The 13,570-nt window shown below is 71.3% G+C and carries 11 protein-coding genes; 8 read left to right on the forward strand and 3 right to left on the reverse strand.

The window, feature by feature from the left end:
• The 3 genes from OG322_RS36690 to OG322_RS36700 are packed head-to-tail and all read left to right on the forward strand — an operon-like array spanning position 1 to position 3,154.
• Positions 1 to 942, forward strand: a complete 942-nt coding sequence (locus tag OG322_RS36690; protein WP_123466889.1) for a Zn-ribbon domain-containing OB-fold protein — start codon at positions 1 to 3, stop codon at positions 940 to 942.
• Positions 943 to 1,995, forward strand: a complete 1,053-nt coding sequence (locus OG322_RS36695; protein WP_123466887.1) for a thiolase domain-containing protein — start codon at positions 943 to 945, stop codon at positions 1,993 to 1,995.
• Positions 1,988 to 3,154, forward strand: coding sequence for a thiolase domain-containing protein (locus OG322_RS36700; RefSeq protein ID WP_207316893.1), 1,167 nt, complete (start codon positions 1,988 to 1,990; stop codon positions 3,152 to 3,154). Before OG322_RS36695 ends, OG322_RS36700 begins: the two co-directional genes overlap by 8 nt.
• A gap of 55 nt (positions 3,155 to 3,209) precedes the next feature.
• Here OG322_RS36700 and OG322_RS36705 read toward each other — a convergent pair whose 3' ends face one another.
• Positions 3,210 to 3,863, reverse strand: a complete 654-nt coding sequence (locus tag OG322_RS36705; RefSeq protein WP_329307508.1) for a pyridoxine/pyridoxamine 5'-phosphate oxidase — start codon at positions 3,861 to 3,863, stop codon at positions 3,210 to 3,212.
• A gap of 102 nt (positions 3,864 to 3,965) precedes the next feature.
• On the opposite strand from OG322_RS36705, the gene OG322_RS36710 reads away from it, so the two are divergent.
• The 4 genes from OG322_RS36710 (at position 3,966) to OG322_RS36725 (ending at position 8,189) form a co-directional block, all read left to right on the forward strand.
• The gene (locus OG322_RS36710) at positions 3,966 to 4,577 is read left to right on the forward strand and encodes a CGNR zinc finger domain-containing protein (protein WP_123466881.1); all 612 of its coding nucleotides are present in this window, start codon (positions 3,966 to 3,968) and stop codon (positions 4,575 to 4,577) included.
• Between the two features lie 13 nt (positions 4,578 to 4,590).
• Positions 4,591 to 4,998, forward strand: coding sequence for an ACT domain-containing protein (locus OG322_RS36715; protein WP_123466879.1), 408 nt, complete (start codon positions 4,591 to 4,593; stop codon positions 4,996 to 4,998).
• Positions 4,999 to 5,147: 149 nt separating this feature from the next.
• A complete protein-coding gene (locus tag OG322_RS36720; protein ID WP_073738907.1) occupies positions 5,148 to 5,648 on the forward strand; it encodes a hypothetical protein in 501 nt (166 codons plus the stop codon).
• A gap of 159 nt (positions 5,649 to 5,807) precedes the next feature.
• A complete protein-coding gene (locus OG322_RS36725; RefSeq protein ID WP_123466877.1) occupies positions 5,808 to 8,189 on the forward strand; it encodes a glycoside hydrolase family 95 protein in 2,382 nt (793 codons plus the stop codon).
• Here OG322_RS36725 and OG322_RS36730 read toward each other — a convergent pair.
• On the reverse strand, positions 8,165 to 10,378 hold the full coding sequence (locus OG322_RS36730; RefSeq protein ID WP_124286385.1) for a terpene synthase family protein: 2,214 nt from the start codon (positions 10,376 to 10,378) through the stop codon (positions 8,165 to 8,167). The genes OG322_RS36725 and OG322_RS36730 overlap by 25 nt on opposite strands.
• A 404-nt stretch (positions 10,379 to 10,782) precedes the next feature.
• Here OG322_RS36730 and OG322_RS36735 point away from each other — a divergent pair, with 404 nt between their 5' ends.
• Positions 10,783 to 12,114, forward strand: coding sequence for an N-acetylmuramoyl-L-alanine amidase (locus OG322_RS36735; RefSeq protein WP_123466872.1), 1,332 nt, complete (start codon positions 10,783 to 10,785; stop codon positions 12,112 to 12,114).
• Between the two features lie 92 nt (positions 12,115 to 12,206).
• Here the strand turns inward: OG322_RS36735 and OG322_RS36740 are convergent, their stop codons facing one another.
• The gene (locus OG322_RS36740) at positions 12,207 to 13,343 is read right to left on the reverse strand and encodes an aminoglycoside phosphotransferase family protein (protein ID WP_123466870.1); all 1,137 of its coding nucleotides are present in this window, start codon (positions 13,341 to 13,343) and stop codon (positions 12,207 to 12,209) included.
• Between the last annotated feature and the right edge of the window lie 227 nt (positions 13,344 to 13,570).

Here is a 13,570-nt window from a genome sequence, read left to right on the forward strand (position 1 = left end):
GTGCCCGACGTCCTCAGCGCACCGCTGGTGGTCGAATTCCCCTTCACCCGCTCCCTCGGCCCGGTCCAGAGCGCCTTCCTCACCGGACTGCGCGAACGTACCGTGCTCGGCGTACGGACCGGTGACGGCAAGATCCTGGTCCCGCCCGTCGAGTACGACCCCGTCACCGCGGAGGAGATCCACGACCTGGTGGAGGTCGCCGCCACCGGCACGGTCACCACCTGGGCCTGGAACCCGCGGCCCCGCCGCGACCAGCCCCTGGACACCCCCTTCGCCTGGGTGCTCGTACGGCTCGACGGGGCCGACACCGCACTCCTCCACGTCCTGGACGCACCCGGACCCGAAGCCGTCCGCACCGGCATGCGCGTACGCGTCCGCTGGGCCGAGGCCCGCACCGGCGCCATCACGGACATCGCCTGCTTCGAGCCGCACGAGAGCGAGCCCGGCGAACCCGTCCCGCACGAAGGCGAGTTCGCCGACCCCGTCACCGGCATCGTCACCCCCGCCCGCCTCGACTACACCTACACCCCGGGCCGCGCCCAGAGCGCCTACCTCGAGGCGTTGGAGGGCCGGCGCGTCGTCGGCGAGCGCTGCCCGTCCTGCCGCAAGGTGTACGTACCGCCCCGCGGCGCCTGCCCCACCTGTGGCGTCGCCACCGACGAACGGGTCGAGGTCGGACCGCGCGGCACGGTCACCACCTACTGCGTCGTCAACATCAAGGCGAAGAACCTCGACATCGAGGTTCCCTACGTCTACGCGCACATCGCCCTGGACGGCGCCGACCTCGCCCTGCACGCACGGATCGGCGGCATCCCGTACGACCAGGTGCGGATGGGCCTGCGCGTCGAGCCCGTATGGACCGAGGGCAGCCGCCACCCCGACCACTACCGGCCGACCGGCGAACCGGACGCCGACTACGACGTGTACAAGGAGCTGGTCTAGATGCGGGACGTAGCGATCGTCGCCTTCGCGCAGACCGACCACCTGCGGCGCACCGACGAACTCTCCGAAGTCGAGATGCTGATGCCCGTCCTGCACCAGGTCCTCGACACGACCGGCCTCAGGACCAGCGACATCGGCTTCACCTGCTCCGGCTCCAGCGACTACCTGGCGGGCCGCGCCTTCTCCTTCACCATGGCGCTCGACGGCGTGGGCGCGCACCCGCCGATCTCCGAGTCCCATGTGGAGATGGACGGGGCCTGGGCCCTGTACGAGGCCTGGGTGAAGATCCAGACCGGTGAGGCGGACACCGCACTCGTCTACGCGTACGGGAAGTCCTCACCCGGCCAGGTGCGCGACGTACTCACCCGGCAGCTCGACCCGTACTACACCGCCCCCCTGTGGCCCGACTCCGTCGCGCTCGCCGCACTCCAGGCCCAGGCGCTCATCGACGCGGGCGACACCGACGAGGCCGCGCTCGCGGCCCTCGCCGCCCGCAGCCGCGAGGCCGCGTCGGACAACCCGCACGCCCAGCTCAGCGGCGCCGTGCCGGCCGGTGACTACCTCGTGCGGCCGCTGCGCACCGGCGACTGCCCGCCCATCGGCGACGGCGCCGCCGCCGTGATCCTCGCCGCCGGGGACACCGCGCGGGCGCTGTGCGAGCGGCCCGCCTGGATCCGCGGCATCGACCACCGCATCGAGGCCCACGGCCTCGGGGTGCGCGAGCTCACCGAGTCCCCGTCGACCCGGCTCGCCGCCGAACGGGCCGGGGTCTTCGAACGGCCCGTCGACACCGCCGAACTGCACGCCCCGTTCAGCTCCCAGGAAGTGGTGCTGCGCAAGGCGCTCGGGCTCGACGACCGGGTCCGGGTGAACCCGTCGGGCGGCGCGCTCGCCGCCAACCCGCTGATGGCCGCGGGGCTGATCCGGCTCGGTGAGGCCGCCGCCCGCATCCACCGCGGCGAGTCCGACCGGGCGCTCGCCCACGCCACGTCCGGCCCCTGCCTCCAGCAGAACCTGGTCGCCGTCCTCGAAGGGGAGAGCACTCATGCCTAAGGAACCCGTGGCCGTCGTCGGCATCGGCCAGACCAAGCACGTCGCCGCCCGCCGCGACGTCTCCCTCGCCGGACTCGTCCGCGAGGCCGCCGTCCGCGCCCTCCAGGACGCCGCGCTGACCTGGGCGGACATCGACGCCGTGGTCATCGGAAAGGCCCCCGACTTCTTCGAGGGCGTGATGATGCCGGAGCTCTACCTCGCCGACGCCCTCGGCGCGGTCGGCAAACCGATGCTGCGGGTCCACACGGCCGGATCCGTCGGCGGCTCGACGGCGCTCGTCGCCGCCAACCTCGTCGCCGCACGCGTGCACCGCACCGTCCTCACCCTCGCCTTCGAGAAGCAGTCGGAGTCCAACGCGATGTGGGGCCTCTCGCTGCCCATCCCGTTCCAGCAGCCGCTGCTGGCCGGTGCGGGCGGCTTCTTCGCCCCGCATGTGCGTGCCTACATGCGGCGCACCGGGGCGCCCGACACCGTCGGCTCCCTCGTCGCCTACAAGGACCGGCGCAACGCGCTGAAGAACCCGTACGCGCACATCCATGACCCGGACATCACCCTGGAGAAGGTCCAGTCCGCACCGATGCTCTGGGACCCCATCCGCTACTCCGAGACGTGCCCGTCCTCGGACGGGGCCTGTGCGATGATCCTCACCGACCGCACCGGCGCGGACCGTTCGCCGCATCCGCCCGCCTGGGTGCACGGGGGCGCGATGCGCAGCGAACCGACCCTCTTCGCGGGCAAGGACTTCGTCTCGCCGCAGGCCGGCAAGGACTGCGCGGCCGATGTCTACCGGCAGGCCGGGATCAGCGACCCGCGCCGGGAGATCGACGCCGTCGAGATGTACGTCCCGTTCTCCTGGTACGAGCCGATGTGGCTGGAGAACCTCGGCTTCGCCGACGAGGGCGAGGGCTGGAAGCTCACCGAGGCCGGAGTCACCGAACTCGACGGCGACCTGCCGGTGAACCCCTCGGGCGGGGTGCTGTCCACCAATCCCATCGGCGCCTCCGGAATGATCCGCTTCGCCGAGGCGGCTCTCCAGGTGCGCGGACGGGCGGGGGAGCACCAGGTGGACGGCGCACGCCGGGCGCTCGGCCACGCCTACGGCGGCGGGGCGCAGTTCTTCTCGATGTGGCTGGTCGGGGCCGAACCGCCCACGCGCTGACCGCACCCCTCCCGGACGGGCCGCACCACCGCGGCCCGTCCGGGACCGGTACTGCTCACGGCCACAGCAGCTCGCGCACCCAACCACCAGGATGGGAGCGGTAGTTGAGCCGGGTGTGCCTACGCTGCGGATCTCCCTGCCAGAATTCCACGCTCTGCGGCCGCACGGTGTGCAGCGTCCAGTCCGGCGGTACGAGATCCGGCTCCCGCTCCAGGCGTTCCAGCGACCGCCGTACCGCCGCGTCGCGCTCGGCGGGACCACTCAGCGGGCTGCTCTGCCGGCCGGTCAGCGTCTCCGCCCTCGCCCCCGCTCCACGGGCCCGGAAGTCGGCGGCGCTCAGTTCGGCGCTCTCCGCGACCACCGGGCCGCGCACCCGGACCTGCCGGGCCAGCGGTGACCAGTAGAAGGTGAGCGCGGCATAGGGCCGGGCCGCGAGATCGCGTCCCTTGACGCCGCCCGAGTCCGAGGCGAACTGCCAGCCCTGGGCGGTGACGTCCTTGAGGATGAGGGTGCGGGCCGTCGGATTCCCGTCCGCGCCCGCCGTGGAGAGGGTCATCGCGTGCGGCTCCCGGACCCCGGCATCCAGTGCGTGCAGCAGCCACTGGGTGAACAGCTCGGCCGGGTCCTCCGGCGCCGCCCGCGGATCGAACACGGGCAACTCACCCTCGAACACCTCGATGTCGCGCAGCAGCTTCCGCAATCCGGTCATGCCGTCCTCCCTCGCGGTGCCCCCGGACCGCACACCCGGCAGGAGCGGTCTTCGGCTAATGGTAGGGCGTGACGCTACCATTAGCGTGTGACCGACAGTCGCATGACCAACAGCCGTGAGCCCGACAGCCGGCTCGCGCTCGACCTCGCCCTCACCATCCGCCACGACGGGCGGGGCGGCGTCGCCGACGACCTGGACAGCCCGGCCGGCCTGACCCGCTGGGTCCGTGATCGGCCCGCCCTGCTCGGCCGGGTCGCGGCCCCCGACCTCTGGACGGCCGACGGCGCGGACCTCGCCGCCGTACGGTCCTTGCGCGCCGCCGCGCGAGCGCTCTTCGCCCGCGCCGTGCGCCCCGGCGAGCCGAGCCCCGCCGACGCCGCACGGCTGATCCCCGTCGAGGCGGCGCTCGGCCGGCTGAACGAGGCGGCCGCCGCCGTTCCCGCCGCGCCGCGCCTGGACTGGCCGCGGGACGGCGAACCCGTCGTCCGTGACCACCCTGCCGGGGGCTCGGCCGCGGACGCGCTCCCCGCCGCGCTCGCCCGCGCCGTCATCGGATTCCTGACCGGGCCCGACCGTACGGCCCTGCGGGCCTGCCACGCCCCTCGCTGCGTGCGCTACTTCGTCAAGGAGCACCCGCGCCAGGAGTGGTGCAAGCCCTCCTGCGGCAACCGCGCCCGCGTCGCACGCCATCACGAGCGACACCGCACGCCGTAGGTAGCGTGGGGGTGTGACCGCCGAGAGTGATCTTCGAACCCTGCTGAGCGACCTGCGCCCGGAGCTGCACCCCGGCCGCTACGTCTTCGCGACCGTGCCCGACGGCGTGGTGCCCGCCGAAGCCGCCCCCGTCGTCACGGTCAGTGAGACCGAGGGGCTCACGCTGGTGCTCCCCGAGGCCCAGGCCGTGGCGGCCGGACTGGACCACTCCTACCCGGCGGGCTGGATCACGCTCCGTGTGCACTCCTCGCTGGACGCCGTGGGGCTGACCGCCGCGGTGTCCCTCGCCCTCACCGACGCGGGGATCAGCTGCAATGTGGTGGCCGGATTCCACCATGACCACCTCTTCGTCCCGCACGGCCGCGCCGCCGAGGCCGTCGCCGTACTGGAGACGCTGGCCTCGGAGTCGGACGCGGGGTGACAGGATGCCGGAGGATCACCGTGTGCCGGGGAACGGCCGCGTACCCGTCCGGCGTAGCGGGACATCCGGGCGGGCGTGCGCCTCCGGCGCCGTCCGGGCCCCTGTGGGCCCGGCTCCGCGACGTGAGCCCGGCCACGTAACATGTCTCCATGTCCTTCCTCCGCCGCCGTAGCGCCGCCACACCCGCGGGCCCCGACTTCGACGTCCTGGCCATGGACCCGGGGGACTGGCCCGGCAACCTCGGCGCCGGTCTGCTGCCCGCCCCCGACGGGAGCTGTCAGGGCGTCTTCCTCCGCTACGACCTGTTCGGCGGCCGCGGCCCCGCGATGATCATCGGCAATCTCCCGGAGGGCTCGCCCGCCCGCGAGACCGAGGAGGGCCAGGTCCCCTTCGAGGTGGCCCAGCTGCTGCTCGCGCTGGAGAACGACGAGCCGGTCGAGGTCACCGGGACCGAGGACATGCCCGTGATGCAGGGCGACAACCTGCTGATCGTCCGCCGGGTCAAGCTCTCCGAGAGCCGGATCGCCTGTGTCCAGTTCGACCGCAGCGACGGCGTGCTCGTCACCATCGCCAGCTGGGACCGTCCGATCACCGACGATCTTTACACCCTCCTGAAGCCGCTGCCCGCGGAGCTCTTCCAGCAGGGCTGAGCCGCACGCGCGGCCGGCCCGCCGCGCGGCCCGCGCTGTCCGGCCCGGTGGCGGCACTTCCGTCCAAGTACACACGGCCTCTGTCCAAGAGGCCGCTTTGTCATGCGTCTTGTCCTGGGAGTCGTCGGACCTCTAGCGTCGTTCGGCATGACATCCGGGATGACGCGACGCACCACAGTGAAGACAGCGATCGGCGCAACAGGGGCTCTGGCGCTGGGAGTTCCGGCTCTCGCCGGCACGGCAGCCGCCGTCGGTACCTCCGATGAATCGGCGAAGCTGAGAGGCAAGAAGGCGCTACCGAACCCGGTACTCCACTACCTCGCCCCCGCCGCCGGCTGGGAGCGCGAATCCCTGCCCATCGGGGGCGGGGCCCTCGGTGCGAGCGTCCATGGCACGCTCGCCACCGAACGTCTCACCTTCAACGAGAAGACCTTGTGGTCCGGCGGACCCGGCTCGGCCGAGGGATACGACTTCGGGAACTGGACCGCCCCCAGGCCCGACGCTCTCGCCGACGTCCGCAGGCGCCTCGACAGCGAGGGCGCCCTCGGCCCCGACGCCGTGGCCGCCGAACTCGGACAGGGGCGCCGCGGCTACGGCGCCTACCAGGTCTTCGGGGACCTGCTCCTCGACGTGCCGGGCGCCCCGGCCGCCCCCGACGCCTCCTACCGACGCAGCCTGGACCTGCGCACCGCACTCGCGACCGTCGGCTACACCCGGGAAGGGGCCGCCCACAGCAGGGAGTACTTCGTCTCGCACCCGGGCGGGGTCATCGGCGGACGGCTCACGGCGGACCGGCCGGGACGGGTGACCTTCACCCTGCGCTACACCTCGCCGCGCAGCGACTTCACCGCCTCCGCCGCCGGGGACCGGCTCACCGTCCGCGGAGCGCTCAAGGACAACGGGCTCCGCTTCGAGGCCCAGATCCGGGTCCGCACCAAGGGCGGCACCCTCACCGCCGGCGCCGACGGCAGCCTCACCGTCACCGGCGCCGACAGCGCCTGGTTCTTCCTCGCCGCGGGCACCGACTACGCGGACACCTATCCGGCCTACCGGGGCGCTGACCCGCACGCCAAGGTAACCGCCGCCGTCGACGCCGCGGCCGGCACCACGTACGAACGCGTCCGCGACACCCACACGAGCGACCACCGCGCCCTCTTCGACCGGGTGGCGCTCGACATCGGCCAGCAACTGCCCGACCTGCCCACCGACCAGCTGCTCAGCGGGTACACCGGAGGCAGCAGCCCCGCCGACCGGGCCCTGGAGGCGCTCTTCTTCCAGTACGGGCGCTACCTGCTGATCGCCTCCTCGCGCGAGGGTTCGCTGCCCGCCAACCTCCAGGGCGTCTGGAACAACTCCACGACCCCGCCCTGGTCGGCCGACTACCACAGCAACATCAACCTCCAGATGAACTACTGGCTCGCCGAGGTCACCAACCTCGCCGAGACCACCGCTCCCTACGACCGCTACATCGAGGCCATGCGCGAGCCGGGCCGCAGGACGGCGAAGGAGATGTTCGGGACCGCCGGCTGGGTCGTGCACAACGAGACCAACCCGTACGGCTTCACCGGTGTCCACGACTACTCCACCGCGTTCTGGTTCCCCGAGGCCGCCGCCTGGCTCACCCAGCAGATGTACGAGCACTACCGGTTCAGCGGCTCCACCGCCTATCTGCGCTCCACCGCCTATCCGGCGATGAAGGAGGCCGCGGAATTCTGGCTGGCCAATCTGCGCACCGACCCGCGTGACGGACTCCTCGTCGTCACCCCGAGCTACTCACCCGAGCACGGGGACTTCACCGCCGGTGCCGCGATGTCCCAGCAGATCGTCCACGACCTCCTCACCAGCACCCTGGAGGCCGCCCGCACCCTCGGCGACGCGGCAGCCTTCCGCGGCAGGCTGGAGACGGCCCTGGACCAGCTCGACCCCGGCCTGCGGATCGGCTCCTGGGGCCAGCTCCAGGAGTGGAAGGCCGACCGGGACGACCCGGCCGACGACCACCGTCATGTCTCCCACCTCTTCGGCCTCCACCCCGGCCGGCAGATCGAGGCCGGCAGCGGCTGGGCCGAAGCGGCCAAGGTCTCCCTCGGCGCCCGCGGCGACGGCGGCACCGGCTGGTCCAAGGCCTGGAAGATCAACTTCTGGGCGCGGCTGGGCGACGGCGACCACGCCCACAAGATGCTCTCGGAGCAGCTGAAGAACTCCACCCTGCCCAACCTCTGGGACACCCACCCGCCGTTCCAGATCGACGGGAACTTCGGTGCCGCCTCGGGCGTCGCGGAGATGCTGCTGCAGAGCCAGCACGACACCGTCGAGATCCTCCCCGCGCTCCCGGCCGGCTGGCCGGACGGATCGGTGCGCGGCCTGCGCGCCCGGGGCGGATTCACCGTCGACATCGAGTGGGCCGCGGGGACGGCCCGCCGTGTGGTGCTCAAGGCGAGCCGCACCCGCGAGGTGACCGTCAGCGGCACCCTGTTCGCCGGCGGCGAGAAGACCTTCAGGGCGCGTGCCGGAAAGAGCTACACCCTGACCCCCGAGAGCTGAGCGAACAGCGAGGTCACCCGAGCCGCAGAGGTACCGGGCCCCGTGGGACCACTCAGGTGCCACGGGGCCGCCGTGCCCCGCCGCAGATCCTCCTCGCGGTAGCGCCGGCAGCCCCGGTGCCAGATCAGGATGCCCGCGAGCCAGTGCTTCAGCTCCCGCACATAGCCCGCGAGGATCTCCCTCGCCTCGTCGTCCAGGTCGAAGTCGTCGTACAGCAAGGGAAGTTCGTGCTCCGCGACATGCAGGAACTGCCGCAGTCGCGACTTCATCAGGTCGTACACGAGCCGCATCCCGGTCGGATAGTCCACCCCGAAGAAGTTCTGCACCACCAGGACGCCGTTGTGCACCTCACCCTCGTACTCGATCTCCTTCTGGTACGAGAACAGGTCGTTGAGCAGTGCGGCATAGTCCGCTGCGGCGTTCTCCAGGGAGCGCAGCGGGCCACTGGCGTAGATCTCCGCGGGCACCTTCCTGCCGTGCCCGAGCCGGCACAGACTCATCGTCAGATCCGAACCGAAGGTCATGCGCCGCATCTCGACATAGTCCACCGGATCGGGAATCCGGTTCTGCGCCTGGTTCGCCAGCTCCCACACCCAGCTCGCCGTCATGTCCTCGATGCAGGTGCGGAAGGCGCGCCTGCCGCTGTCATCCATCGGCGCCGCCGTGCGCTCCCACAGATCGGCGAGCCCGCGCTCCAGCGCGTTCACCGGCTCGGGCGCCGCCGCCCCGTCCAGCGGCATGAACTGCGACAGGCGCGCATTGGCCACCTTGGCCCCGGTGAGGTCACGGGCCCGCCCGTGCACCACCGGGAACCAGTCGTCGCCGTAGGTCCCCCAGGCCAGCCACTGCGAGGACAGGTCGAGCTCGTCCGGGGTGGCGTCAGGGTGAATCCCGGCCGCGCACAGCGGCAGGTCGATCGCCAGCAGCCGTTCCTCGTCCCAGATGTGCGAGCCCGGCACCCCCGGCTGCGCCTCCAGGATGCCCATGCGGGACGACCAGCCGACGAGCCGCACCCGGGCCCCGGCCAGATGCGGACTGAGCGTCGTGCCGAACGGCAGGTCGAAGTCGGGCAGCAGGGACGGGCCGACGTGCTGGTAGGGCAGATAGGTGTGGCTCCGCAGCCTGGCCGACTCCGACCGGGGAGTGAACCGGATCGACGCGGCCGCCATACCGAACCCCGGAGTCGCCTGCTGGGCCCCTCCGTCGTTCATGTAGCGGCTGGAGCGCATGTGCCACTCATGGCCGCCGGACTGCCAGTCCTGGAGGCCCTTGACATAGGCCAGGACCGCTGCGGTCTGCGCGGGATCCAGCCCCTTCTCGGAGCAGAGCGGACCGAGTTCGGTGAGCGCGGTGTTCTCGAACTGCTGGAGCCGCGACGTCAGCAGATCGTTCACCGCCTCGGCGGCCTCCTGTGTCGAGCAGCCCAGGAAGTGCTCAAGGACCAGCACACCGTTGCTGTTCTCGCCCTCGTCCTCGACCTCACGCTGGTAAGAGAAGAGGTCGTTGCGCAGATGGACACCGTCGGAGAAGGCGTCGCGCAGCACTCGCAGCGCCCGCTCACCGGCCACAGCGTCGGGTACCTCGGCGCCGGCCGCGTACTCCACCAGCCCTGCCGACCACGGGGCACCGCCCACCTTGCGGCGCATCTCGATGTACTCGACGGGGTTCGCGATGCGGCCCTCGTCGATGTTCGAGAGCTCCCACATCGACTCGTTGAGCAGGTTCTTCGTCGCCTCGGCGAACCGTGCCCGCCATCCGTCGGACATGCCCGGCACGGTCCGCGCCCACAGATCGGCCAGCCCGGCTTCCACCGGGTTCACCGGCTCGGGCGTCGGCGCACCGCGCTCCATCGGCATGAAGGCGGGCAGCCGGTCCAGATACCGCTTACCGCCCTTGCGGTCCGGGGTGCGCTTGAACAGCTCCAGGAAGTGGTCGTCGAAGAAGAAGACCCACACGTACCAGTCGGTCACCAGCGACAACGCCTCGGCCGAGCAGTCGGGGTGGGTGTACGCGCACAGCAGCGCGTAGTCGTGGGAGTCGAGGTCCTTCTCCTCCCAGATACCCGATCCCTCCAGCATCCCTATGGTCCGCGCCCACACCTTGGTGTGCTGTCGGGCCTCCTCGACATGAGGATTGAGCCGCGCCGGATACGGAACATAGAAGTCCGGCAGGGTGAAGGGCTGAGCCATGTGCGTCCGGCCTTTCCGAGAGCCTTCCGCGTGAGCGTCACGCGGTTCGGTCGTGTCCGCGCGAGCACTACCCTTCGGCCGTTCGGGGCACGCACAACCGCGATTAGTCACACAAGAAGTGCGCTCGTTCGAGGAGTGTTCCGCCGTTTCGCCGGCAGGCCGGCGGCTCCGTAAAACTCAGGTAACGCGGCACCGCCAGAAAGCCGTTGCCCATTGCCCTTCGCAGGTCAGCGACCCTGCCAGTGGTCTGGTCCACTGGCTCGACCCGCGGCCACCGCAGCGCTCTTGACGTGCTCTCACCTCAGGTCACAGAGTGTGCGCGCACAGCGGAACGCAGAGATCGGAACACGAACACCTCGCGATACGAACGGCTCAGAACACGCACAGCTCCAAGAAGGGTTGTCATGACGTCCAAGCAGAGGACCGGACTCGCGGTCGCGTTCACCACCGTCGGCGCGCTGAGTCTCGCGCTGCTCAGCCCCGGGGCGCAGGCCGGCGCGGACGGGGTGCGGCCGGAATGTCCGCGCGGCCTCGGATGCGACTGGGTCCCGGCCGCCTACCAGCAGACCGGCGACCCGGCCGACAAGGAGACGTACGGCAACTACGACACGGCGGACCGGCCGCACAGCAACAAGATCAAATTCATTGTCCTCCATGACACCGAGGAGGACTTCGACACCACCCTGAAGATCTTCCAGAACCCGCTGAAGCAGACCTCGGCCCACTACGTGGTGCGCTCCGGCGACGGCCACGTCACCCAGATGGTGAAGAACAAGGACGTCGCCTGGCAGGCCGGGAACTGGTACGTCAACTCCAACTCCATCGGCATCGAGCAGGAGGGCGTCGCCGTCGACGGCGCCAAGTGGTACACCCCCGAGATGTACCGCTCGACGGCCGCACTGGTGCGCTACCTCGCCGCCAAGTACGACATCCCGCTCGACCGCCAGCACATCATCGGCCACGACGGGGTGCCGCCCACCAGCGCCGCCGGCGCCGCGGGCATGCACTGGGACCCGGGCACCTACTGGGACTGGAACCGCTTCATGGCGCTGCTCGGCAGGCCCACTGTGCCGACAGCCCGCAAGAGCAGCGAACTCATCACCGTAAGCCCGCGGTTCAAGGACAACAAGCAGGCCTTCCGCGACTGCGAGAAGGGCGTCGATCTGCCCGTGCAGGGCTCCAGCGCCGTCCCGCTCCACACGGAGCCCGCCACCGACGCACCGCTCTTCTCCGACCCGGGGCTGCATCCGGACGGTTCGCCCGGCACCAACTGCGCCGCCGACTGGGGGAGCAAGATCAGCGCCACTCAGCAGGCCGTCGTCGCCGGTCACGCGCCCGGCTGGACGGCGATCTGGTGGTCCGGCCGGAAGGCCTGGTTCGAGACCCCCGCCCGCACCCGCACCACCACCCCCACCGCGGGCCATGTCGTCAGGCCGAAGGCGGGCAGGGCCGAGGTGCCGGTGTACGGCGTGGCGTACCCGGACAAGTCCGAGTACCCCGCCGGCTTCGCGGACCAGCGGGTGGGCACGCCGCTCCAGTACACGATCAAGGCCGGCCAGTCCTACCCCGGCGGTGGGGAGGCGCCCACCGGGTTCTTCTACGCCCCGACGATCGATGCCTCCTACCCGCTGGACCACTCGTTCTTCCGGGGCAAGGAGAAGTACGTGACGGTCCAGATCGGCCATCGCATCGCCTTTGTGAAGGCTGCCGACGTGGACATCGTCCGCACGCACTGACGACGCGCCCGTCCGGCGGCGGGCGCGTCCTCAGTGCGCTGCGGGTCCGGTGTGTCGGCACCGGACCCGCAGCGCGCATCCCCGGTGGAGGGTCAGCGAGTGCCGACCGCGGCTCGTACGGCCCGCCGGGCCATCGCGCAGTCGTCGTGCAGCCGGCGCAGCAGCAGACGCTGCTCCTCACCCGACGACAGTGCGCCCGGCCGGTCCTGACCGGTTCTGGGGCCCGCGGTGTCCCGTATGGCCCGCTGCACGGCCGTCTCGTACGTACGGATCTCCCGTGTCAGTACGAGCATCAGGTTGACCAGGAACGCGTCCCGCGCCGCCGGGCCCGTGACCTGAGCGAGCTGGCTGATCTGACGCCGGGCCACCGGCGCGTCACCCAGCACGGCCCACAGCGTCGCCAGGTCGTATCCCGGCAGATACCAGCCGGCATGTTCCCAGTCGACCAGTACCGGGCCGGTGGGCGACAGCAGGATGTTGGAGAGCAGTGCGTCACCGTGACAGAACTGCCCCATCCCCTGGCGGCCGCCCGCGTGGGCCAGACCGTGGAGGAGCTTCTGCAGGTCACCCAGATCACGGTCGGTGAACAGACCCAGCTCGTGGTAGCGCGAGATGCGCGCCGCGTAGTCCAGCGGGGCGTCGAAGAGACCGGCCGGCGGCCGCCAGGCGTTGACCCGGCTGACCGCGCCGAGCACCGCCCGCAGGTCGGCCCGCGGCGGCGCCTCCGACGGATGCCTGGTCAGCGCCGCAACCCGGCCGGGCATCCGTTCGATGACCAGGGTGCAGTTCTCCGGGTCCGCCGCGATGAGCCGGGGAACCCGTACCGGCGGGCGGTGCCGGACGAACGCCCGGTATGCCGCTATTTCGTGGCGGAACCGCTCCGACCACGCCGGCGAGTGGTCCAGTAAGCACTTGGCGACCGCGGTCGTACGTCCGGTGGAACCGACGAGCAGTACCGAACGGCCGCTGCGCCGCAGCACCTGGACCGGATTGAACTCCGGGCAGATCCGGTGCACCGAGGCGATGGCCATCCTCAGCTGCGCGCCCTGGGGACCCGACAGGTCGAGTCTTCCGCTGAGCGATTGAGTGCCTGGCCCCGCCATGCGCCGGGCCCGACCCATGCCGGGCGCCGGCACTGCGGCGCGGGGGTCGAGATACGGCCCGCCGCCCGCCCCGAGGGGACGGAGCGGCCGGGGCGGGGCGGACACGGAGGACGATGCTGTGTACATGGGCGAGACAGATCCCTTCGTGCGCCGACAAGTTGCGTGCGCCGCCCCGGCCGGCGACCGTTCGGCACCCTGGGGAGTACCTAGGGCTGCCGGGCGGGGTGGCGCTTTCCTACCTGACACCGGAGCGCGGGTGGCAGACCATGTGGCGGACCCTGGCGAACCCTGGCGAATAGTCGCAGGGCATCTGACAGGGGGTTACTGTCAACACAGCCGAGAACCTGGGGGCT

The organism is Streptomyces sp. NBC_01260, from assembly GCF_036226405.1.
Taxonomy (GTDB): domain Bacteria; phylum Actinomycetota; class Actinomycetes; order Streptomycetales; family Streptomycetaceae; genus Streptomyces; species Streptomyces laculatispora.